20 protein-coding genes are annotated in these 22,488 nt (G+C 42.8%); 5 read left to right on the top strand and 15 right to left on the bottom strand.

What is annotated here, in order from left to right:
* On the top strand, positions 1-904 hold a 904-nt coding region (locus tag AACT19_RS20700), incomplete at its 5' end, for a helix-turn-helix domain-containing protein (RefSeq protein ID WP_076648556.1).
* Between the two features lie 20 nt (positions 905-924).
* Here the strand turns inward: AACT19_RS20700 and AACT19_RS20695 are convergent.
* From AACT19_RS20695 to AACT19_RS20680, 4 genes are all read right to left on the bottom strand, one after another.
* Positions 925-1,938: an alpha/beta hydrolase family protein gene (locus tag AACT19_RS20695; RefSeq protein WP_076648554.1), complete on the bottom strand. Its 1,014-nt coding sequence runs from the start codon at positions 1,936-1,938 to the stop codon at positions 925-927.
* A gap of 124 nt (positions 1,939-2,062) precedes the next feature.
* Positions 2,063-3,259, bottom strand: a complete 1,197-nt coding sequence (locus AACT19_RS20690; RefSeq protein ID WP_434095979.1) for a multidrug effflux MFS transporter — start codon at positions 3,257-3,259, stop codon at positions 2,063-2,065.
* 274 nt (positions 3,260-3,533) lie between these two features.
* Positions 3,534-3,914, bottom strand: coding sequence for a hypothetical protein (locus AACT19_RS20685; protein WP_076648552.1), 381 nt, complete (start codon positions 3,912-3,914; stop codon positions 3,534-3,536).
* 155 nt (positions 3,915-4,069) lie between these two features.
* A complete protein-coding gene (locus AACT19_RS20680; protein ID WP_076648550.1) occupies positions 4,070-5,782 on the bottom strand; it encodes an RluA family pseudouridine synthase in 1,713 nt (570 codons plus the stop codon).
* A gap of 292 nt (positions 5,783-6,074) precedes the next feature.
* Between AACT19_RS20680 and AACT19_RS20675 the strand changes: the two genes are divergently transcribed.
* Complete coding sequence (locus AACT19_RS20675) at positions 6,075-6,527, top strand: NUDIX hydrolase (protein WP_029404965.1); 453 nt, start codon at positions 6,075-6,077, stop codon at positions 6,525-6,527.
* A 16-nt stretch (positions 6,528-6,543) separates the two neighbouring features.
* Here the strand turns inward: AACT19_RS20675 and AACT19_RS20670 are convergent, their stop codons facing one another.
* From AACT19_RS20670 to AACT19_RS20625, 10 genes are all read right to left on the bottom strand, one after another.
* A complete protein-coding gene (locus AACT19_RS20670) occupies positions 6,544-6,981 on the bottom strand; it encodes a bifunctional diaminohydroxyphosphoribosylaminopyrimidine deaminase/5-amino-6-(5-phosphoribosylamino)uracil reductase RibD (protein WP_076648548.1) in 438 nt (145 codons plus the stop codon).
* Positions 6,982-7,241: 260 nt separating this feature from the next.
* On the bottom strand, positions 7,242-7,769 hold the full coding sequence (locus AACT19_RS20665) for a DUF4823 domain-containing protein (RefSeq protein ID WP_076648546.1): 528 nt from the start codon (positions 7,767-7,769) through the stop codon (positions 7,242-7,244).
* A 76-nt stretch (positions 7,770-7,845) separates the two neighbouring features.
* Positions 7,846-8,433, bottom strand: coding sequence for a nucleotidyltransferase family protein (locus tag AACT19_RS20660; RefSeq protein ID WP_076648544.1), 588 nt, complete (start codon positions 8,431-8,433; stop codon positions 7,846-7,848).
* A complete protein-coding gene (locus tag AACT19_RS20655) occupies positions 8,433-8,720 on the bottom strand; it encodes a putative quinol monooxygenase (protein WP_017091513.1) in 288 nt (95 codons plus the stop codon). Before AACT19_RS20655 ends, AACT19_RS20660 begins: the two co-directional genes overlap by 1 nt.
* Positions 8,721-9,652: 932 nt before the next feature.
* Complete coding sequence (locus AACT19_RS20650; protein WP_017083226.1) at positions 9,653-10,510, bottom strand: hypothetical protein; 858 nt, start codon at positions 10,508-10,510, stop codon at positions 9,653-9,655.
* On the bottom strand, positions 10,510-11,364 hold the full coding sequence (locus AACT19_RS20645) for an ABC transporter ATP-binding protein (RefSeq protein ID WP_017072200.1): 855 nt from the start codon (positions 11,362-11,364) through the stop codon (positions 10,510-10,512). Before AACT19_RS20645 ends, AACT19_RS20650 begins: the two co-directional genes overlap by 1 nt.
* Positions 11,361-11,732, bottom strand: coding sequence for a GntR family transcriptional regulator (locus AACT19_RS20640; RefSeq protein WP_017079597.1), 372 nt, complete (start codon positions 11,730-11,732; stop codon positions 11,361-11,363). The genes AACT19_RS20645 and AACT19_RS20640 overlap by 4 nt, the downstream gene beginning before the upstream one ends.
* A 223-nt stretch (positions 11,733-11,955) precedes the next feature.
* A complete protein-coding gene (locus AACT19_RS20635; RefSeq protein ID WP_076648542.1) occupies positions 11,956-13,701 on the bottom strand; it encodes an EAL domain-containing protein in 1,746 nt (581 codons plus the stop codon).
* Between the two features lie 848 nt (positions 13,702-14,549).
* Positions 14,550-15,029 (bottom strand): type II secretion system protein, encoded by a 480-nt coding sequence (locus AACT19_RS20630; RefSeq protein ID WP_017085395.1) that lies wholly within the window; start codon positions 15,027-15,029, stop codon positions 14,550-14,552.
* A gap of 250 nt (positions 15,030-15,279) precedes the next feature.
* Entirely contained in the window at positions 15,280-17,286 is a 2,007-nt protein-coding gene (locus tag AACT19_RS20625) for a putative bifunctional diguanylate cyclase/phosphodiesterase (protein WP_076648540.1), read from the bottom strand.
* An 813-nt stretch (positions 17,287-18,099) separates the two neighbouring features.
* Here AACT19_RS20625 and AACT19_RS20620 point away from each other — a divergent pair.
* Both AACT19_RS20620 and AACT19_RS20615 read left to right on the top strand, forming a co-directional pair.
* On the top strand, positions 18,100-18,789 hold the full coding sequence (locus AACT19_RS20620) for a response regulator transcription factor (protein ID WP_004729957.1): 690 nt from the start codon (positions 18,100-18,102) through the stop codon (positions 18,787-18,789).
* Entirely contained in the window at positions 18,782-20,131 is a 1,350-nt protein-coding gene (locus AACT19_RS20615; protein WP_076648538.1) for a sensor histidine kinase, read from the top strand. The genes AACT19_RS20620 and AACT19_RS20615 overlap by 8 nt, the downstream gene beginning before the upstream one ends.
* Positions 20,132-20,253: 122 nt before the next feature.
* Here AACT19_RS20615 and AACT19_RS20610 read toward each other — a convergent pair whose 3' ends face one another.
* Entirely contained in the window at positions 20,254-20,790 is a 537-nt protein-coding gene (locus AACT19_RS20610) for a GNAT family N-acetyltransferase (protein ID WP_004729960.1), read from the bottom strand.
* Positions 20,791-21,015: 225 nt separating this feature from the next.
* Here AACT19_RS20610 and AACT19_RS20605 point away from each other — a divergent pair, with 225 nt between their 5' ends.
* Positions 21,016-22,281: an HD-GYP domain-containing protein gene (locus AACT19_RS20605; protein WP_076648536.1), complete on the top strand. Its 1,266-nt coding sequence runs from the start codon at positions 21,016-21,018 to the stop codon at positions 22,279-22,281.
* Positions 22,282-22,488: the final 207 nt, after the last annotated feature.

The following is a 22,488-nucleotide window of genomic DNA, read 5'->3' as shown; positions in this document are numbered from 1 at the left end:
ATTAATGGAATTGGTATTACAACCGGTTCTAGGTGCAAGTGTACCGGTGGCTGCGTGGCTCTGCTTTGCGGGAGCTCATCGAAGTAAACCTTTGTCTCTTTTGCATTGCTTAGGCCCAGTCGTTGTTCTGGTTGGCTCCTTTTCTTATTCGTATATTTGGGATGGAACGATTGATCTATTGTTGATCTCGCTATATCTCAGCTATGGCTGCTTGTTGTTGAAATCATCGTTTAACTTCCCAGAGCACGTCAGGCTGAGTGATGTATCGAATGTTTTGTATGCTGAGCGTACGGCAGGTATAGCCTTACTGTTTTCGGCTCTCGTGGATAGCATTATTTCGTATGATATTTTGCTGCTTAACGCACAACACACCGACTTAATTCTGTCTATTGGTTACCTAGTTCTTATTCCCGCAATTGTTGGGGCTGTAGTCGTTGTGAGTACTAGCACGGCACCAATTCAGGAACAAAACCAACAGCAGAGTGAACTGACAACGTCAAACCATTATCCTGAAGCAATTGATGTATCTCCGGCATCGTCGACAAGCTTAAAAGTGGATGAAGAAGTCACGCAGATCGTCGCTAAGTTTGATGCATTAATGAAGGATTATCAGGTGTTCAAAGATCCAGATTTGTCCCTGAATCGAGTGGCGCGAAAGCTAGGTATCCCAGCTCGAAAAATATCGTCTGCGGTTAATCAAACTCACCACCAGAACATTTCAAAGGTGATTAACGCCTATCGAATTGAGCACGCTAAGACTCTCCTGATGCAAAGTGATGAAGCGATAACTGACATCTTCCTTAGTTCAGGCTTTCAGACCAAGTCCAATTTCAATCGCGAGTTTTCAAGGATAACTGGGCAAACTCCGAGTGAGTATCGAAGTTCGCCGCAAGTGTTAGATTGAGTGTGTTTGCTTTCCGTTTATCAATTCAGAAAGCTAACGATGTCGTTTAAGATCAATTGATGTAGCTGGTCGCGTGATGTACCAACGCCATCTTTACAAATAATGCCATCGCCTGGCACTTCTTCTTCAAGCATCGGTACTGCCCCAGGTTTGCAGCTTTGAATGAAGCTGAAATGGGTAGCGCTTTCATAGACCTTATAACGTCTTAAATTAAGAGGCATGTGCTCAGCAATGTAGCCAGACTCTAATGCCTGAGGTAGGTCCCCAATATCAATCCCAGCCGCCAATATTAAGGTTGGCACTGTAATGTCATTTAAGTTGCCGACTGAGAAGTTGCGAGCAAGCCCCAGATCAAGGCTAACTACACGTTGAATTCGAGGGTCTGAAAGGTCTTTATTGCTTGGCTCTTGGGCTTGGACTTTGGATAACCCTAACTCCACAGCGAGTCCACAAATTCGTGAGTTCGGGTATACCAAACAATTAGCCTCAAAGGTTGGTCTATCCAATTTAGCTCCAGCCAGTTGCATTACAGTCCAGCCACCTAGAGAGTGCCCGATTGCGGTAACATTTTCAGCGTTAGCAAATTGCTTCCACGGGGTTTCGGATAACAAGTAGTCCAGAATGCGTGACATATCTTGTGGTCTCTCCCACCATTTCGCTGCTTGCTTCGGGGATTGGTCGAAAGAAGTGGTTCCCGGATGGTCAGTGGCCGCTACGATGTAGCCACGACTCGCAAGTTCGGTCGCCAACCAGTTTTGGTTTCGCCAGTTTCCTCGGTATCCGTGTGATAGCAGTACTACTGGAAAAGTGCCTGATTGAATGTCAGCATCTTTGATGACTTGCGTACCGATGAAGGCTGGGTTATCGCCAATCAAGGTTGTGTCTGATAAATCTTGTGTGGGATACCAAATGGCAGTGTTTAGCGGGCGATTAGGATCGTCAGTTAAGGTGACTTGAGTGAATCCGACATCGGAAGCGATGGATGAAGCGCAAAGGAAAAGTAGGGATGTGAACAGTAAATGTATCCATTTCATGGTTTAACTCCAATTGAGGTGATTGGAGCCAATATGCGCTAAAGCCAGTGAGGGCGAGACCTCAAACACGATTGAGGACGCCCTAAATCGTGTTTGAGTACAAACTTAGCTATTTTGGATGTGCCTAATTCAGCTTATTAGTCACGAACTCTTTGTTTCTTACCATCAGCCACATCAGGCCGCCTAGCGTACCGACGGATAATTGAATAAAGCCTAGGTTTTCAATTAGTGACTCTGGGCGTATTGAAACCAACACCATGCCAAGCGAGCCACAAATCATGCTGAAGAACTGTATCAGTGCGACTGCAGAGCCCGTGTCATGATCTTGTTGATTCAACATCAAGTTGGTACCCGGTACTCGCATGATGATCGCCATTAATGTCGCTGGTGCAGCGATGAACATGAAGAACCAAGGGGACAGGTCGCCAATGGTTAGGGTGAAGATTCCCGCAAGCGCTAATAAAGCAAAACATCCTGAGATGACCTTTTGAACCGGCATTCGGTAGGACAACTTCATGTAAATTGTTGGACCAAATGAGGCGCACAGTGCATTGAATGCGAACGCGTAACTAAACTGTTGTTCGGTCAATCCAAAGTGATCGATGTAGATATAAGAACCCGCCGCAAGAAAGCCCATCAACGCCATCGGTATGATAGAGAAAATGACCAGCAGCTTGACGAACGAGCGGTTTTTCATGACCACGCCCATTCTTCCCCATGAGCGGAATATAGAACCTTGGTATTTGTTTTCGAGTGTTTCTCGGTAGCAGCAAGCTAATACTGACGCAAATGCACCAAAAATGGCGAGTGTGACAAACATCATTCGCCAAGAAGCAATTTTCAGTAAAAAGGCGCCAAACACAGGCGCAACCATTGGTGCGATGATCACCAGTGACATGATAGTCGCCATGATCTTTTCACGTTCTCGGCCGTCATAAAGATCTTTGACAATGGCGGTAGCGATAACGGTGATAGCACTGCCAGCAAAGGCTTGGAATACACGAGCGCCAATTAACTGTTCGATGCTATTGGTCATCGCACACAATATGCTCGCGACCATATAACCCGCTAATCCAATTAATAGGATCGGCTTACGACCAAATTTTTCGCTGAGCGGCCCCCAGAACAAAAGACCGATGGCGTAAGTAACGAAGTAGCTGCTCAGGGTTAGGTTGACCATTGATCTGTCAGTATTAAACACCTCGACCATCTGCGGAAGCGCAGGTAAGTAAAGGTCGATGGTCAATGGAGGGAAAGCACTTATTATGACGAGAAAAAATAGCATACCGGTCTTTCCCAGTACTGGTTGTGGTCTCTTCAAGGTCGCTCTCCGTTGTCCAAGATAGGTTTCTAATTGATGTGATATTGATATACAGAAGGCTAAGGCACGTCAGACAAGAAGGATAGAGTCGTTCGAGAATATAGTGAAAGTATCGATGAACTTATCTCTATGAGTTCGAATCTACGAAGTCGGTCTGCGCACTGAATTGTATTACAAAACATTATTACTTTTATAGCTAACGAGTTCAATCAGTTAGTAGCAGGGTAGCTTGTAATCGCCAACGACACATTGTATTGGTTATCGGCTTGGCTTGTTATCTTTTCTTTGGGCGTTTTTCGACTAAACCATTACGCTCTAAACCGCGTCTAACGCTACTGCATAGCTTACCAAAACGGCGCAGTTCTTCGAAGTTGGGGCCTTGGCCAATTGAAATACTGTGCTCCCAGTACATCAACTCACTGTCGACCATCTCTAGTAGCTTTTTAGAGCAACCCGAGCAGTTTCCTTTTGGCCCACAGATAAACGTCTCCGATTCGTAAAGTGGGAGTTCGTTTTTAACTTCTTCAATTAAGCTTCGCATTGCCAAATTTAGATTAGGCTTTTTGGTTGCTAGTGGTTTCAAGCTTGGTGCTTGCGCAGTTATCAAAGAAGAAGTTTGTGTGTTGTGGTGCAAATTCAAAGCAGCTGATGACATATCAAAGGCCTCAAGGAGAGAAGAAGGTGGGCATGCTACTCTTCACAACAAAGTGAATCTTGATGTAGTGCAATAAGCGTGGAGATATACCCAAAAGAGGTAGGAGCCACAAGCGGTGTGACTCCTTTTTTAAAGCTCTGTACTAATGAGAGATTTTAGAATTCAGCGTCGAACTGGAACTCCATCCACTCTTTGGTGACTGGGTGGTGAAGTGCAAGTCTTTCTGCGTGTAGGTGCAGTCGGTCGGCTTTGTTGCCGTATAAGCCGTCACCAACGATAGGCATGTTAAGCCCTTCTTCATGTGAACAGTGAACACGTAATTGGTGTGTGCGGCCCGTTTTCGGGTGCAGATAAACCTTTGTTGTGTCTTGGTTTCGCTCAATCACTTCCCATTTCGTTTCAGCTGGCTTGCCGTGTTCGAAGCAGACAATCTGACGAGGACGATCGTATAAATCTCCACGTAGTGGTAAGCGAACATAACCTTCATCTTGCTCTAAAACGCCTTCTATCATTGCCACGTAACGCTTCTCAACTTCACGAGTAATGAACTGCTTCTGTAGGCTTTTGTTCGCACGTCGTGTAAGCGCAAATATTAGAATGCCAGAGGTCGCCATATCCAAACGGTGGATAACAAATGGCCCTTCAACATCGGGGTGCATTTCTTGAACGCGTGTGTAGGCCGAGTCTTTAATGTTTTTACCCGGCACGGATAGAAAACCTGCTGGCTTGTGGACTACAACGATGTGTTCATCTTGGAACAGAATATCCAGCTCTTTGCCTTCTGCTGGGTTCTCTAGTAATGGGTTTGGATCCACCTCTAAGCCTTTCATCATATGGCCTAAAATCGGTACACACTTACTTTGGCAAGAGGCGTAGTATTTCTTGTGCTTACGGATTTCCGATTTCGGTGAACGACCCCACCAAAATTCAGCCAATGCCAGCGGTGTGTAACCGTTCAAATACGCGTATTGCAGCAACTTAGGCGCAGCGCATTCGCCAGAACCTGCAGGTGGTATCTTATTTGGCGTGTCTTCAAAGATCTGGTTGAGATCCTCAATGTTACCTTCCGCATTTTGGAAAGCGTATTGTGAAAACAGTTTGTGCTGAAGCTGATGAGAAAGGTGTGCTCTTTGCTCTTTTAAGTCAGCCAGTTGAGTCGTGAAAACATCAACTTTAGCCTGCAACACTTGCAGGGTCTGTTCCCAGTTGAGCTTTAGGTACTTCTGCTGGTTCTTGTCAGCAACACTGGCCTTGTTAAGTTCATTATTCAGTTGTTCGAAGGCTTGTTCATCAAGGTTCTCTTTACCTTGCTCTCGTTGTTCTTTACGTGTTTTTCGGCCTTCAATAATCAACAAACGTTGCGCTTCGATCTCCTGCTCTGCCTGTGCTTTCTGTTGTGCTAATTGTTTACACAGTTCAAGGTATTCAGCGTTTGCTTGCAGCGCTTTAAATTTCGCATTCACAGCCATCATGTCGGCTGTGTCTTGATGGAAAAAGCTGTCGCTGCTCAACATGTCGAATACGGGCGGCACAAAGTGAGGCAGTAGGTTTTGGTCGGCGATTTTACCTGAGAAAGCAGAGAAGTAACCCAATTCACCTTCTGGGCTTCTTACTAACAACACACCAAACATTTTGCCGCGACCAGCGTCAGAATCCAGTCCGAAGTTATGCTGCCAGTCGGTTTGTGTTTCTAGATATTGTTGAAGCTGATGAGAGGCTATTTCACACAATGGGTGCGGTTCGTAGTAGAACGGGAAGGTGAAACGCTCAGGCAACGAATATGACTCGATCGGCTGTTGAAAGCGAGTGAAGCAATGCTCAGGTGTGTGGCTGTTTTCTGAGACGTGCGTTGGTTTTGATGAGTGCATAGTCGTATTAATACTTATATTCGTGGTGATAAATGGTTGTGAGTCTACGGTGTATGTTTAGAGGCTTTAAACACAGTACGAGGCGGCGATTCTACTCTTTATCGAAATACGCCTCAAATAAGAAATGGTTCTATTACAGGATAGCTAAGCGAGATGGTTAACACTGAACCCATGAGTTATGGCTTGAACTTCATGAATTGATGAGTGACTTCTCGTTTCTAATCAGAAAAGGTAACTTAACAAGTGAAGGGTGGTAGCCTTGCCGCCCTCTTATTCAACCTAAGGTAACGTGATGATTCCAATCAATACTTCGATTGTATCCGGTGTCGCTATTTCAGAGATCGACGGACAAATGAAAATGCTACTAATGAAGCGTGTGAAGGGCGAGTTTTGGTGCCATGTCGCGGGCTCGATTGAAGCGGGTGAAACAGGCTGGCAGGCTATCGTGCGCGAGTTTGAAGAAGAGACGCAAATTAAAGTGGAAGCTTTGTATAACGCGCAGTTTCTGGAGCAGTTTTACGAGGCGCACGTGAATGTGATTCAGCTAATCCCTGTCTTTGCAGTACTATGCCCGCCCAACCAAGCGATTGAACTGAATGACGAGCATACGGAGTACTGCTGGTGCAATTTAGAAGAGGCAAAAGCGTTAGCGCCATTCCCTAATCAACATGCGGTCTACGATCATATCTGGTCGTATTTTGTCGATAAGCCAGTCAATCCGCTTTACCGAGTGAAATTGAACTGATACTTGCTGTTTAGATCTAGGACTTACCAAGGTAAGGGGTTAAAAAGGCGCTTACTTGCGCTTGGCATAACCCCACATCCACCTTCACGCCGTGCGATTCAAGGATCGCAATACCACGGCCATTATTGCGAGGGTCAGGGTCTAGCATCGCTACCACTACGTGTTTTACACCGGCTTTAACCAATGTATTAGCGCAAGCGGGTGTTCTGCCAACAAATGAACATGGCTCTAAAGTTACGTAAGCGGTAACCCCTTCCATTTCTCCGTCCAATCCGTCGTCATAGCTATTGAGCGCTTCGACCTCGGCGTGGTTTCCGCCGACATTTTGCGTGTATCCAACAGACACCACCTTATCGTTCTTTACCAAAACGCAGCCTACTGGCGGGTTTGGTTGGCAATCAGGTAAGGCTTGGCGCGAAGCTTCGAGTGCTTGCAGCATGTATTGTTGGTTCATGGTCGTTACTCAGTATGACGAGAGAGCGCAGCAGTTAGTGGTCACGCGCGGTTGATGAGTTGATTAGTTACTAAGCTAATAAATTAATAAGCTAACAAGTGGGGGCATGTTCGATCTGATTGGGCTTTTAGTCAATGGTTTTAGTACAGAGGTAAAGTTTTGATTCGACACAGGTTAACCATGTTAACTACGGTATCATCAGGTAGAGTTGATGTTGTCTACGCAATAGAGCTCAATTATTGAATCACCACGATAAATAATTAATTCAATAGGTTAGCCATGAATTCGCTGACCGGCTCTGACAATAAATCTTGTGGGTGGTCACCGCCAAAGGTAGCTAGCCCGCTTTTTCCTTCGATTATGCCAGACTTAATAATTACTTTTGTTTTAACATCAACAACTGTAATTTTTACCCTTACTTTATCTGGCTTTGCTGACCATTCAGTCGCGCGATCTTCCCAGTGTAATATGGTAGGAAAAATTAAGTAGTTGAACTCATTGCTTTTCGCATATTCAAGGACAAAATTATAATCAGCTGCTTGGTTAGCAATTGCGACGTTGTTTAGTTTTGTGAATAACTCTGATTGAAGAGCTTTACTCACCATTAGTCCTGAGCCTGAATAATAGTGCTTCCCATACTCCCCATTCTTTGAGCGGGCAATTAAAACTGAATCACTTGCTTCAAATTTAGCTGTCGAGTTTACATCCGTAACCTGAAGTTTATGTGTATCAGCACACCCAATGATAACTAAGCTTATAAGTATTAGTAACGCACGTACAATCGACATAGTAGCTACCTTATATGGATGTAAGTTAATATTAACCATAGTTTATATTAAACATATTAATGTATAAAGTTTGCGACTAATTAGTACGAGCGACAAAGGACCCTTTAAGACTCAAACAACCAATAGTTAACTTCGACCAATGAGTTAACCAGTTTTTAGATTGTACTCTTTGATCAAAGATATCTCGGTTACGCTTTGGGTTGGGTGTGATTTGCAAATCAAACAAACTCTCTAAACCAAAAGACGAAATACATTCGATGTCTCCATTGAGGCTTTGTTTTACGGCGACGGCGGTCTCTTTCTCTGGCCAGTAACTCATCGCATCCAATGAGCCTTGGTAAGGCTCATCCCCATTTCTGGTGTGCATGTAGGCTTGATTGCGAACTTGCCAATTCAGTTCAGGTAACCGTTGCTTAAGCAGAGCCTCGTATCGAAGATCCGATTCGTAGGAGGTATCAATGGTATCAAAGTAGATCACATCAATATCATTGAGCGTCGTCGGGGAGTCAAAGTCATGCAAGTGATCCCAAACGAGGTTTCTCACAAAGCCCGCAGCAACATAGCATTGCGGCAAATCCAGCTGAGCGACACAGTCTAAAACCTGTATTCGTAAGGGATCCTGTTTGATCAACGTGACGATACTATTGGCAAGCGGATGTATCATTATGATGTCGGAACATCGGTGACTTGGTAATGACGTGTCACGTTCTTGGAGATTTCACCCCATTCAGACGCTTTTACTCGCTGTTGGTGCGCTTCGAATGCTTCTCGGCTAGTGAATTCTTCATACACTTCAAAGCGATTAGGTTGAAGCGTGCTCTGACTGACTCGAAACACGATACAACCAGGTTCTTCCAGTGTCAGTTCTTTGTGTACAACCAAGGCTTGTGTGACGGCTTTTAGGTCGTTGTCTGGCACTAGAATATGCCCTTGCAGAATTACTTTACTCATAATTACGTCCATTTAATTTTATTCACTACGGCTTTTTTCTATCAAAAGTTCCACCCGTTACAAACATAATCCCATTTTGATGTTGTGACGTATAGGCTAATGTGGCGATTAATTGTTCACATTGAATATAGGCCTAGTTACGCTGTAACTTTATGGGTAAGGCGAGTAATAAAAGATAAGATGCTGGAACTAAATCCGCGTTGGTCCGGTCTATTAAATTAGTATCATTGAACTGTATTGATACTGAAATGAATTTGTCATCTGAGAGAACTAACCTTAATTTTGAAGAGCGGCTCATAGGATTGAATTGAGCCATAGTTGATATCTAGGTCATACTTTGATGTAAATGGTACTCAAAACTCTATAAATTTTGTGATTTGTATCATTGATCTGGACATCAAACACCGTTAGATTCGAATGGTTGGCAATAAAAATAGCTCATGAAGAGCAGTTAAAGAAAAGGAAATATCCCTTATGAAAAAAATGAGAAGAGCACAGCTTCATCGCGTTCGCATCCAATACTGGAAAGACACAGCGAAAGAAGCTTCAAAGAAATAAGCTTTAAATCGTAAAGCTTTAAGATAAAAAAAGCTGAAAAGCTTAATCAAATGTAAAACGCAACAAATCGATTTCATTAGTACTCTCAAGGACCTTCATCTGGTCGGCGACTAAAGAAATCATCCTCCAAAGAGCTGACAGGCATTAACAACAATGCATTCAATGTCAGCTCATTAATACCTCCTCTTAGATTCTCTTGTTGCTTCACTCTGTTACTCCTCACTAAAACCCCTTTGTTTTTGTTACGCATATCTGTATTCGCAAAGTCGTGATCAAAAAAAGCTCCCGATTTCTCAGAAGCTTTGATTTAGATTTTGATATCTGATGTGGTTAACTGCTCGGGAGAGATAACACCAACGTCAGGAGCTAATGCGTTAACGTTGGAAGAGCGTCTTCAAACTGACATCATCGGTTCGGTTCAGCTTTAGGCTCAGCAGATAGCCACCAACACCGATCAGTGCGTAAATACCTAAAGATAAAATCGGCGCTTCTGCAATCGCACTTAATGGGTTGCTTGCTATGAGCACATTCATTGGTAATGACGCGATGAGAGATAGGAAGTCATTGATGCCATAGAACCCAAACACGGCGACAGAGAGGAACTTAATCGCATAGCTTGAGATGAAAATGACAAGCAATGGAGAGTTTACCAGCTGCGAAATCGCTAGAGTGACGGTTGCCAGTGGCAATAAAACCAGTGCAACTAACATCATTCGTCCAAAAAACACGACCCAGTTGCTCAGCACATAAAACAGAGATTGCTGCTCAACCAATAGCGCCAGTTGTTGTTCACTTGAGACGTTCAATATCCAGAATAGAAAATCTGCGAACAACACTAACAATGCACAGATAGCCGGAATAACCACTAAACCGAATCCTAGCTTCACGCCGTGAGTCATTGCGTTAGATACCGGCATACTTCTCCAAAACATCGAACTGCCTTCTTGGCGCTCTTTACGCAGCGTTTTAGGGATATATAGCGTCGACAGGATCAGTGAAATAAGGCCCGCGCCAAAGTAGATCACTGAGTTGAGATCTTGTGCGAACTCTCTGTGGATGTCGCTCACGTCACCGTTCACTTGCATTTCAAAGAAAAACTCATGTTGTGCTGCGCCATTAAAGAACAGACCAACGAACAGTAAGAAACCACATAACGCGACAAACAGAGGCAATCGAGTGTTAACTTTGTGCTCGATGAGTTCTTTTTCTAGCATGTAAAAACTTGGATGCATTATGCCTTCTCCGTCTGTGTTGCAAGGAATAGATCTGCGAGACCAACGTTATAGATGTTACCCAGTGATTCAACCTGCGCTTTGTATTGACCTTCCAATAACCACTTAGTAGTGCCTAGCCCTGATTGTGAGGTCAGTGGGTTGAGTTTCTGAATCTCGCTTGAATGGTTATTTGCGACTTCAATAATGAAATAGTCGCTCTCGATGTCTTCCATGCTTTTTTGCAGTACACAATGACCTTGCTTCAAAATCAGTACATCCGTTAATAGGTGTTCAATTTCTGAAACCTCATGGCTTGCAATGATCATGGCGCGTTCGCCGTCGTGGAACCATTCTAGTAGGTGGCGATAAAAAGTATCGCGGTACAGCAAATCTAAGCCCAGTGTAGGCTCATCTAAGATCAACACTTGAGTGTCAGTCGCGATGATGATCGCAAGGTGAAGTTGTACTTTCATCCCTTTAGAAAGCTGCTTGATAGTAGAAGACAACTTAATGTTGGTGCTGCTTAACGTCTGTTCTGCTTTTTGCTTGTTGAAGCTAGGGTGCACACCTTGTGTGTATCGAAGCAGTTGTTTAACCGTCATCCACTCTGGTAACACGTTAACATCTGAGATGTACGACAAGTGCTGCATGAGCTCTGCGTGCTGGTGGATAGGGTGGTAGCCGTTTACTTCAATCTCACCTTGATAGTTGTGTCCACCAAGCAGTGATTTGATCAGAGTCGATTTACCCGCGCCATTGTGGCCAAGCAGACCAAGTACTTGTCCTGGCTTTAACTCAAAGCTGATGTTTTCGACACCCACTTGATTTGAATAGGTTTTGGTTACGTTTTTCACGGAAAGTAACGTACTCATGACTTGTCCTTTATATGTTGTGCTAGCTGTTTCACGAGTTCTTCGACACTCATATCAATGATGCCTAGCGTCTCAGCGATGGCTGGGATCTGTGTGTTGATGAATGATTGGTGTGCAGACTCTTTCAATTTTTGAAGTGCCCCTTCGGCCACATACATGCCTTGGCCGCGTTTTTTCTCTACCAAGTCTTCATCCACCAGTAACTGATAGCTTTTCATGACAGTAAGGTGGTTGATCTTAAGATCGGCAGCAACCGCGCGCACAGAGGGTAATGCTTGTTGCTCTAACCAAACACCTTGAAGAATTTGGTCACTGATCTTTGAGGCAAGCTGCCTAAAGATTGGTTGGTCGTCTTTCCATTCGGTCATAATTAAAACTGCATGGTGATATACATGTGTATAACACTAACCTTTTTATTCGAATTGGCAAGGATTTTATGAAAATGGATCGGATATTTTTATCGTTGGATAAAGCATGTTTGGCGGGGAGGGTACTTGAAGCCTACTTCCTTGTGGGCTTTCAAGCAGCGGTATGAGCGATGATTATTTGAATAGGAAATGGTTGCTCATCAAGATTTCTATTAGGCAGGGCTTATTGCTCCTCTGAGTCATTAGGCCGGCTATACAGATAGCCTTGATGTAAGTTGTAGCCTAGCTGACACAAGATATATTGCTGCCTGCGCGTCTCGACACCTTCATAAATCATCGTGATATTTGATAAGCGTCCAATCTCAGAGATATTAAGCAATACACCCTGATGGTGCTCTCCTGACTCGATATCCTTAACAAAGCAACGATCCAGTTTTAGATAGGCCGGAGAGATAACATTGATGATTTCGATGTTGTTATTGCCCGTACCAAAGTCATCCAGAGCGATAGTAATACCAAGCTTTTTGATATCCTTAATGTTATCGATAACCTCACATCCATAGCCAATGTTCGAATATTCAGTAATCTCGACGACAAATTCATTCGCTTCCATCGCGGCCAAATGCTCTCTGAGCCTTGCGAAGTTCGACCCCACCAAAGCGCTCGGACACACGTTGACACCATAGATCTCATGGCTGTTGTGTAATTTGGCTTTTCTGACCGTCTCGATGAGCAAGATAGTGTGAAAGGTGAGTAAATTGGTGCGTCTCATGGTGTTGATGAAGCTTAAAACGCCAACGTTACGCACACGAGATAGCAACTCGTAATACAGGACGCTGTTGTCTTCGGTGTTGATGATGGGCTCTTCTTCAAAGGAGATGTGTTTCCAACGAAACAGGTAGATCATAAAGCCCAGAATATAGGAGCGATAAAGCAGTGTGGCGAGAATCAGAGAAAGCGCAGTCCACAGTACGACAATATCGTCACTGTAAAAGGTAATGGTTGCGCCGGTTGGCAGTGGTGTTTGATAGATAGCTTTACTTTCTTCACCTAGGTTCAGAATGTAATAACCATTTTTCTGGATCGAGACCGAGTCGACTAACAGAGGCAATAGTGAGTTTTTGTATCGAGCTTCAATAGAGCGTGTAGAAATACGCACTGTAAGGTCAATGTCATGCTTAGTGTCTGCGAAACGTGAATAAGCGAAATCGGCACTATCGTAAAAGTCATCAACTTGATCAAGGTCTACCATTTTCGAGCGTGTTTTGGAGATATAACATGAACCATAAGACGTAGCCATGATGACAGAATCAAGGTTGAGCGAATGCCTTAATGAGTGCACAGCCCCTTGGTTATCGCACCCATAGAGCATGATTTCTTCAACAATATGTTTGGTGTTTTCGCTGTATTCATCTGCAATCTTTGTCGTATAAAGGATTTGGAAAAAGTAGACAACGAAGAGGAAAAATGAAGAGACGGTGAACACGGTTATCAGAGCCTTAATCAGTTCTCTATGATAGGTGTTGAACATCATTTTCAACATTTCTATCTGACTGGGCTTGAATTGATTGATGTCGTACTTTGGTGCGACGCAGTTTGTAGAGCTCTTATCGAGATCGATAAAGTAACCCACCTTATAAAGGTTAGAGATAAGTTCGCTATTATTATCTATCTTTGCTTTTTTACATAAGTTTCGATACTTCTTTCTTATTGAGGCGATGATGTTTTTTAATGCATACAAACTAAACTCTTCATCAAAATGTAATTTAAAAGACTCTTCAACATCTCGTGCAGATTGAGGGTTAGATATTGATGAGTGCTCAATAAGGTATTTGAATACAAAACTCTCTTTACTATTAAGACTTTCCTCTGATATCTTATTGCTGTTGTTCTTGATATATATTTTTTCTTCATTGTAGATCAGTTGCAAGCTCTCATTATTGTTGTTTATATTGAAAGAACAGTGCATGGCTCAACTCCTAAGCGACAGTTATTATATTTATGTGATTGATGTGTATTGGCTGGGATTTTCATTCAACCTAAGAGTCCTTTCCAAATAATATAACCAAAATGTCACCATTTTCTCTTAAGATGTTGATACTAATCGCAGAATTTGGGGTTGAATGAAAGGTTATGGAGATGTTCATCCAAAAGTTGAATTTATAAATGAAAGCCAATGATTTACAAGGGGTAAAGGGGATTTATCCATTTGTTTTGGTATTTATCCATTTCACCGCTTCTATGTGGAAGCTTTAGCTACTGGATTTAGAGATTTCTAATGTAGCTTTTGATGGTATTCATTCGGTTTATTGATGTGTGAGATTTATCAGAATTTTTCAGGATAAACTTAGATTATGTCAATTTATGTAATGTTAATATAATTTAATTGAGACATAATTTTAGTAATTGAATTATATGGCTAGATGATGGCATTGATAATATTGTATTTTGAGTTTGATTTATTTGTATTCTTACGTCTTATTAAATAATTAAACGTTTAGTTGGGAAGTTTTAGATAGCACGAGGGTGCTATTTTTACTTATATATTTATACCTGTCTATTTATGAAAGATGTTTAATCAAAACACTGTTGATATATATCAGACATGCACCTATGTAGATCTTTATAGGCTAATTATAAAAAATAAGATATGAATTAAGCTCATGTTATAACGTAAACAGCACTTAAAGATGTAAGTAGCAACAACTTAACCCTATTCGTATTATTTTTGAACAAATTTATCGTAACCACATGATATTCAAAGAGCTGTCTCGATGGTTTAGATCTAACTTCTGAATGAGTAAAATCGTTGAGTATTTAACATGCGCCATCAAGTACGACGATTTGAGGTTCTTTTTCTGGTTGATAGAGTACCTGACAAAAGTCACCTTCAGGTGAATAGGTGTAGCTATCTGCGTCAAAAGAGATAGCAGCTACTCTTTCGGCATTGCTGCCAGGATCGACTTCTTTGTTGATCACGTGAAGCTCTGTTCTGTCGATATTGAGCAGCCTTCTTAGTGAATCCACATAAGCTATTGGGTAGCCATGACAGACGTAGTAGGTTTCAATTTCCGTTTTTTCTACATAGTTGCACTCTCCCTCAACGCCAGCAATCGCAGACTTGGCGTAGATCATATCGATACCGGTACGTAGGTTACCCGCTACGTCGTGTATTTTACTCGCACGGGCGCTTCCTTGAACGTTTAAGAACTTGACCATAGCCGTGGCAGACAGGATAGCCAAAATTAAGACAGCGATGATAAGTTCTAAGAGAGTGAAGCCGTTTTGTCTTCTCATATTTACCGATTATTTGATCTGATTGAGGGGCTGCATGAGGGTAATCTAAATACCAAAGCCATTACAGAAGGTAGGTATATCTGTTATATGGCTTACAGGTTGATTTTTATCAATAATTACATAATAAACAATGCTTTAACTTCGGTTTGTCGTTGTTGGCCGCAATGTAAGCATACGTAAGCGTTGATGCGGGTATCACTCTCTGGACTACGAAGTGTTCAAAAACTCTAACTTATTGATAAATAAGTTTTTAAATGTCTATTAATCGACCCGTTAAAAATTGTCTTTCGACTTCATTTGACGGGATGGGCTTACTAAACAAGAACCCTTGAAGATACTGGTATCCACAATCGATCAAGAACGCTTTTTGCGTTTCGGTCTCGACGCCTTCAGCAACTACTTTTAGCCCCAGTTTGTCGCAGATGGCATGGGTGGCTTGGACTATTGCTTTGCTCCCTTTGTGCGAGCCATGGACAAAACTTTTATCGAGTTTAACGGTGCTAATTGGCAAGTCATGCAACATTGAGAGCGAGGAGTACCCTGTACCAAAGTCGTCAAGGTGAAGTTCTACGCCCAATTTTGATATATCACTTAATGCTTGTCTGACTTCACCATGCTTGAAGATCATCGAAGACTCGGTGATTTCAAGGGCAACGCTTTGAGGCTGGATATTGTAGAAGTTCAGCATTGCCGATAGCTGTTCGGCAAAGGTAGCGTGCATCTGAATGCTCGAGATATTGATGCTCATCATCAACTCATGATCAAACTCTCGTTGCCACATCGATAACTGTTTGAGCGCGGAATTGAGAACCCATTTTCCGAGTGGAACTATTTGCCCACTTTCCTCTGCTAAGGTAATAAATTCGTCAGGAGCGATGTCACCAAGTTCTTCGTCCGACCATCGAAGTAAGGCTTCAAATCCTTTCACCTTGTCGCTGTTAGTGTTCATTATCGGTTGGTAATGAAGGTTGAGGTCGTCGTTCTCTAAGGCATGCGTGAGTCGATGACGGATCTCTACCTTGCGGTGAAGGGTTTGTGCTAAGCAAGGTGTAAAAGTTTGAAATCGATTTCGTCCATTTGCTTTAGCCATATGCATCGCCATACCCGCTTGCTTGAGCAGTGACTCTTGATCGACGGCATTATCAGGGAAATGAGCAGTACCAATGCTGCAACCAACAGACAAGGTGCCAATTCCTCTGATGTGGAAACTCCTGTTCAAGGCTTCAATAATACGCGAGCAGAGCAGTGGGATATTGTGATTTCGACAGGCGTGGGCAATCACAATGAATTCGTCGCCACCAAATCGACCGATCATGCACGTCTCGTCGACGAGGTGTTTAAGACGTTCGCCAACCTGCTTAAGTAGTTGGTCACCGACACTGTGTCCATAAGTATCATTGACCAATTTGAAGCCATCAAGGTCGACAAACATCAACTCAAAGGGCGAGCGATAGGCAATACTGGTTTCTAGAAGGTTGGTGATCCCACGGCGATTATAAAGCTCAGTTAAACAGTCGTGCTCAGCGTTGTATCTGGCTTTGATCAGTTTCTCTTTTTGTTTAGTTGTACAGGTGAGGTTTAACAGAAGCTCGCTTTTATCAAATAGCCATTTTCCTTGAACGTCAAAATGATGGGTTTTGTTATCTATTTCGCAGCTGACTTCTTCTAAAATCTCGCGGCCTTTACGCGCAGCAAACAACCATTGTGCTGCTGTCTCTTCACTTGAAACGAAGTCGGATAGGGTACTAAACGGTGAACCATAGTTTTGAAAAAATGCGGAGTTAGCACTCACTACGTTTCCTGAGTTATCAAATAGAAGGGATAGATTTGCGCCATCAGAGCAAGCTAAGTCGTGCTTTAGGCTGCCTTCTTCGGCAATGACTTGTACCAACATCCCGGTTCGACCGTCGGGCAATGGGATCCCAGAAAATAGGCATAATGCACGTTTAGAAATGTAGTTTGGCGTGAAGTTCCACCATGTTTTGATGCTTTCGTTACGTAGAAATTGTCTTTGGTATTCTTCCAGTGTTGCTTCTATCGCTTTTGACATCTCGACACTAAAGTCACGTGATGTCAGCTCAAACATCGACTCAGACTCCCAGAGGGGGAGGGCGTTACTATTTGCCCAAGTTATTCTTTTATTATCAATGTCATATATCCAAATAGGACACTTGAGATGCTCGAAAGGTTGATAATTGGTCATCATATTGAACTCGGTGAACTGATGTGTTGGTCGAACAGTGCCTACCGAGATCATGCATTCAGTAGGCGCTTATCAAATTGAATTCTGGTCTTCAACAGTCGTTAAAAAGCCGTGTTGAAGAAGAAAAAGGTGCTACAGAAATGAGTGCGCTATTGAACTCACAGTTAAAGGCCATCTTTTGACGAATGTTATTTTTGGCGCGACCTGAATGTTTATCCAAGAATTTACCTGCGCTTGAATCGGATTCACTGTTTCTTGTTTATTGCTATCAGCTAATAACTGCGTCGAAAATAAAGCGGTGCTGGTCAGTAACAGTGAAAGCGGTTTGTTCATCTTAAAGTGGATCCTGTGAGGTAGTGGTGATTAGCAAATGCTGGATCGAGTTATCAATTTCATGAATATTACTTGAAGAAGATATTGCTTAATAGCGCCTGCCGAGGCCCTGGAAATGTAAAACACTGGCTGATGGGTAACGTAATCGATTTCCTTCGACTGTCGAACGCTAGAGTCGGATTTTAAAACTATAAATGTGTCATTTGTTAGTGATATTAACCGACAGGTCATTACTATTTGGAGGGTTGATTTGATTGGGCTTTGTAAATGCCTTAAATGTAAGTATGAGTAAGAAAATAAAGCAAACGTAAGCGTTGTATAGGCAATTAAAACACCGTGAATATCGAGTTATTGATGGCCAACCTTCTTAAACCAAGGCGTACTGGTGGTTAAGCACTGCGTTTTGTAAACGTGTATGTACAAAAGTGATTACAATGTTTTGCGTACGGTAAAAGTGAGGCTCGAATCACAACATTGATGATATATGAGCAGTATATATACTGCCCTCGCTTTTAATAAATACTGGTGATAGTAATGTCGAAAACCAAAGTGCTCATTGTCGAAGATGACCAAGAGATAGCTCGTTTAACTACGCTTTACCTAGAAGCTGAAGGCTACGATGTTAGCGTTGTTCATGAAGGGAATTTAGCACTTGAAGCGATCCGCAGTATTGAACCTGATTTAGTGCTGCTGGACTTGATGCTTCCGGGCATGAGTGGCGCTCAAATTTGCCGTCAGGCTCGTGAGTTTTACAATGGAATAATTTTAGTGTTGACCGCCTCTGCCGATGAAATGAGTGAGGTAAGCTTATTTAAGTTTGGCGCGGATGATTACGTTGCAAAGCCTATTCGTGGCCATGCCTTGTTGGCGCGAATTGAAGCGTTATTACGTCGAGCTGCTCCTATTGCTATCGCGCCGGAAAAGACGGCTGAAAAGCAATGCGATATTGTGATCAACAATATTGCTCAAAGTGCGACTCTGTATGGGCAAAACCTTAAGCTTACTTCTGCTGAGTTTGAAATCTTAAACCTTCTTGTGAATAACATCTGTCAGGTCGTGACTCGAGACCAGTGCTGTCAGTTGTTTCGAGGAATTGACTATTCGTTTAACGACCGCTCGATTGATATGCGAGTGTCTGGTTTACGCCGGAAGCTACGTATTCACGCAAAAGACAAGCAGTTGATCCGTACGGTTCGCAATAAGGGGTACATGTTGGTTGCGTAAGTTCATTGCTACGAAACTTCGCTCGGTTTCGATGTTTGCTCGCTTATACCTTGGGATTGTGACTGGGATGTCGGCAACGATATTCTTGTTTTTGAACCTTGGTGAAGGGCACATGCGACGCACCGAGATCGAAACGTTCCTTAACGATGGCATTTACTTTGCTGAGCAGTATGTTCGCCAACACCATCAGGAAAACTCGCTATATAAAGAGCTCGATAGAACAGGCTACCAACAATTTTATATCTTCAATTTACGCCTGTTGAAAAATTGGTCGGGAGAGGTACCTTGCCAACGATGTGAGTTATATACGACCTTGAACGGTGTGCCGATATACCTCAGTGACAACAATCTCTATTCGGCGGTGTTTCAGTTGCCAAATTCAGAATCTAGCTTTGCGTTCAGTGAGGTAGGGGACTTCTTCTCTCCTGAGATTGAATGGTATGAGGATTCAGAAAGGCACTTTTTGTTAGGGCTGTTACTGGCCGTCATTGTAGCGATTGGCGCAAGTGTTTACTTACCTGTAAGACGTTTTCAAGAAAGAATAGAGCTATTGGTTGAGAAGCAAAAGCAATTTGGTAAGGGGAAGCTCAGTACTCGATCTGACTTGGACGACATCCATCCCGTTTCTGATTTGGCCAGAAGCTTTAACTTCATGGCTGAAGAGATAGAGAGCAAAGTAAAACAAAGCCATATCTTTGCGCAAGCTATCCCTCATGAGGTACGTACTCCGTTGAGTCGTATTCAGCTGGCGACCGATATTTTGAGAAGGGGAGCTCCCGAGAATCAGCAGGTTCTTTTCGATGATATTGATACCTACATTGAGGATATCAACGAGCTCACCTCAGAAATTATCATGCTGTCGAAATTGAATGTCATGGATAACTCTTTCTTTGAACTGGTAAAAGTAAGAGCGAACTTACTTGAATATTGTTTAGACCGGATTCGTTACTCCGAACTGGATAACGTGACCTTCGAATCAAATGTAACGCAAGATTGCGCCATTAAATGCGACTGCTCGATGGCGCGTTTGGTGTTTGATAACATTCTTAAGAATGCAGGCAATTACACGCAAGACAAAGTATGGATGACTCTGGATGAGAACTCAGAAAATTGGTTGGTTCTCATTGAAGATAATGGTTCTGGAATTCCAGAAGATAGGCGTGACGAAGTATTCCTTCCGTTTTCTCGCTTGGATTCTAGCAGAAGCTCAACCACCGGTGGTTTGGGTTTAGGCCTCGCGATTGCGATTTCAGCGGCTAAAAAGCTTTCTTGGGACATTAAAATTGACGACAGCAACCGTGGTGGAGCCAAGTTCAGTATCGTGATTCCTAAGACCGTATAACTGGGCGCTCTGAGAGCTACTTAGGTTCTAGGTTTGTAAAATAACAAAGCCACGGCTGAATACCGTGGCTTTCTAGTATGCTCATTTACATAATAGTGACTGCTTAGGCTTAGGCTTAGAGCTTAGAGCTTAGAGCGATGAAGCCCATAAATAGCGTGGTCTACGATGCGGCCATTCAAGTTCTCGTTACGAGTTATAATACCTTCTAACGTGAAATGTAAGCGCTCACAAACTTTACGGCTGCTCATGTTCTCAGTGGCAGCTGATATTTCAATCTTTTCCATATCTAACTCATTGAAAGCAATATCAATCAGTTTTTCGACCACACGGGTGACTATCCCTTTACCTTGGTATGATTCAGACAGCCAGTAGCCTATCGTGACTTTCTGTTTGTTGTGGTCAATGGTGTTGAAGCTACAGTTACCGACGATATTATCTTTATACACAATCGCACATGTCATGCTTTGGCCTTCCGCATAATCGTGTAGCGAGCGCTGGATGAAGATCCTAAAGTCTTGCTCGGTTTTACAATGTGGTGGCCACACAAGCCATTGGCTTAGATACTCATTCTGACTTTGTGAGATTTCCGCATAGTGAGAAGCGAAACTCTCTTCAACCAATGCAATGGATAGTTCATTATCGATAATCGTTTTAAACATGTATTTCCTTTTCTTTTGGCTGATGATTTAGTGATTTTTGGTCGGCAGACTATAATGTCGCATGATTTTCAATATGCAACCACTTGTAGCACGGATTTTTCGTGATACGTTAGTTCTATCACGAAACTCATTAAACCTTACAATAGTTGTGTATATAATCATTAGCTATGCATTAGTATTAGCAGCCTAAATATATAAAAACTATAAAAATGCTAGGCTTAAATAATGATTCAACATTGCCAAGAGGTAACCGTAGACCTGAGAAAGGCTCTATTTGGTATTGCTAAGGCGCTTGATAACGTCGGTTTCGAAAGCAAAAACCATGGACAGAGGGTCGGTTATATCGCGTATCGATGTGCACTGAGTGTCGGATGGGAAGAAGAGCAGGCGCAACTTGCGTTTTCATTGGGGTTAATTCACGACTGTGGCGTATCGCAAATTGATGAGCAGCTCAGCTTAACTTCTGGGTTTGTGCCCGACTCGAGCTATCACCATTGTCAAAAGGGCTACCAAATCTTAAAAGAGTGCCCAGTTCTTTCTATATTCGCTAAGCCGGTTCTTTATCATCATACCCCGTGGGTTGAGTTAAAGGCTATTCATATCAGCGAGTTAGAAAAAGAACTGGCCGCCATTGTGATGCTTGCCGACAGAGTCGATTATCTATACGGCATCACCTCTTCTGATCGTTATGGAAACCTGACACCAGATGGCAAAGCGAGCATCATTGAACGTTTGACTGAACAAGCGGATGAGATGTTCGAAACCAACCTTGTACAACACATGTGTGAGTTGGTCGATCTGGATGATTTTTGGTTTTCGATGGAGATCCCTTACATTGAAAACATGCGGGACAACTTTGAACCTGTGCCGTTCTTCTCTCAACAAATGTCGCTGGATGAAACCGTGGCTTTTGCCGAATTCATTGCCAATGTGGTTGATACCAAGAGTTCATTTACCTTTAAGCACTCTTTGAAGGTTGGGCAACTTTCAGAATATCTCGCCAAGCAGTTGGGTTATTCATACACAACTCAGCGCAAACTCTATTTAGCAGGGCTAGTTCATGACATCGGCAAACTGCAAACACCTAATGACATTCTTCATAAGCCGGATTTACTGACCGAAGAGGAGTACTGTTGTATTAAGCGACATGCAACAGATACTCGATTTGCACTGCAAGAGTTGTTTAGTTCTCCTCAGGTTTGCCAGTGGGCATCCAATCATCATGAAAGATTAGATGGTTCAGGTTATCCGATGGGAAAAACGGCAGAAGAGTTGGATCAACCGAGTCGGATCGTCGCTGTGGTGGATGTATTCCAAGCATTATCTCAGTCACGTCCGTATCGTGCTGGAATGACGTTAGAACAGACGATGGCAATTTTGAGAGACCATGTTGAAAACTATAAGTTAGATCGAGAAGTGTTTGAATGCCTTGAAAAACACGCACAATACTGCTTTGAATTATCGACCGATAAAAGAATGTTTGCGTTTTAACGCTAGTGAATGCTTATTGGTTGCGAGGCGTTGGTGTGATGCACTTGTTAGTCGTGTAATTGTAAACCATGTATTTTGGTAAACCACGTATTGGCAAGTCATGTTAGAAGATAAATGACTAAGCACCAGAACCAGAACCAGAAAAGCGATAGCCGAGGCTATCGCTTTTTTAATGGGACTTTTAGGAGATAATACCAATTCCATTAA

This window comes from Vibrio sp. 10N.222.47.A9, assembly GCF_963872585.1.
Taxonomy (GTDB): domain Bacteria; phylum Pseudomonadota; class Gammaproteobacteria; order Enterobacterales; family Vibrionaceae; genus Vibrio; species Vibrio splendidus.
The sequence above is the reverse complement of the archived record's forward strand: the minus strand, read 5'-3'. Positions and strand labels throughout refer to the sequence as shown.

What these genes read in the sequence shown, in the direction of transcription:
- AACT19_RS20675 (WP_029404965.1), top strand. Translation starts at nt 6,075, where the DNA reads ATGATTCCAATCAATACTTCGATTGTATCCGGTGTCGCTATTTCAGAG.
- AACT19_RS20670 (WP_076648548.1), bottom strand. Translation starts at nt 6,981, where the DNA reads ATGAACCAACAATACATGCTGCAAGCACTCGAAGCTTCGCGCCAAGCC.
- AACT19_RS20665 (WP_076648546.1), bottom strand. Translation starts at nt 7,769, where the DNA reads ATGTCGATTGTACGTGCGTTACTAATACTTATAAGCTTAGTTATCATT.
- AACT19_RS20635 (WP_076648542.1), bottom strand. Translation starts at nt 13,701, where the DNA reads ATGCACTGTTCTTTCAATATAAACAACAATAATGAGAGCTTGCAACTG.
- AACT19_RS20685 (WP_076648552.1), bottom strand. Translation starts at nt 3,914, where the DNA reads ATGTCATCAGCTGCTTTGAATTTGCACCACAACACACAAACTTCTTCT.
- AACT19_RS20680 (WP_076648550.1), bottom strand. Translation starts at nt 5,782, where the DNA reads ATGCACTCATCAAAACCAACGCACGTCTCAGAAAACAGCCACACACCT.
- AACT19_RS20660 (WP_076648544.1), bottom strand. Translation starts at nt 8,433, where the DNA reads ATGATACATCCGCTTGCCAATAGTATCGTCACGTTGATCAAACAGGAT.
- AACT19_RS20630 (WP_017085395.1), bottom strand. Translation starts at nt 15,029, where the DNA reads ATGAGAAGACAAAACGGCTTCACTCTCTTAGAACTTATCATCGCTGTC.
- AACT19_RS20645 (WP_017072200.1), bottom strand. Translation starts at nt 11,364, where the DNA reads ATGAGTACGTTACTTTCCGTGAAAAACGTAACCAAAACCTATTCAAAT.
- AACT19_RS20620 (WP_004729957.1), top strand. Translation starts at nt 18,100, where the DNA reads ATGTCGAAAACCAAAGTGCTCATTGTCGAAGATGACCAAGAGATAGCT.
- AACT19_RS20655 (WP_017091513.1), bottom strand. Translation starts at nt 8,720, where the DNA reads ATGAGTAAAGTAATTCTGCAAGGGCATATTCTAGTGCCAGACAACGAC.
- AACT19_RS20605 (WP_076648536.1), top strand. Translation starts at nt 21,016, where the DNA reads ATGATTCAACATTGCCAAGAGGTAACCGTAGACCTGAGAAAGGCTCTA.
- AACT19_RS20695 (WP_076648554.1), bottom strand. Translation starts at nt 1,938, where the DNA reads ATGAAATGGATACATTTACTGTTCACATCCCTACTTTTCCTTTGCGCT.
- AACT19_RS20640 (WP_017079597.1), bottom strand. Translation starts at nt 11,732, where the DNA reads ATGACCGAATGGAAAGACGACCAACCAATCTTTAGGCAGCTTGCCTCA.
- AACT19_RS20625 (WP_076648540.1), bottom strand. Translation starts at nt 17,286, where the DNA reads ATGATCTCGGTAGGCACTGTTCGACCAACACATCAGTTCACCGAGTTC.
- AACT19_RS20650 (WP_017083226.1), bottom strand. Translation starts at nt 10,510, where the DNA reads ATGCATCCAAGTTTTTACATGCTAGAAAAAGAACTCATCGAGCACAAA.
- AACT19_RS20610 (WP_004729960.1), bottom strand. Translation starts at nt 20,790, where the DNA reads ATGTTTAAAACGATTATCGATAATGAACTATCCATTGCATTGGTTGAA.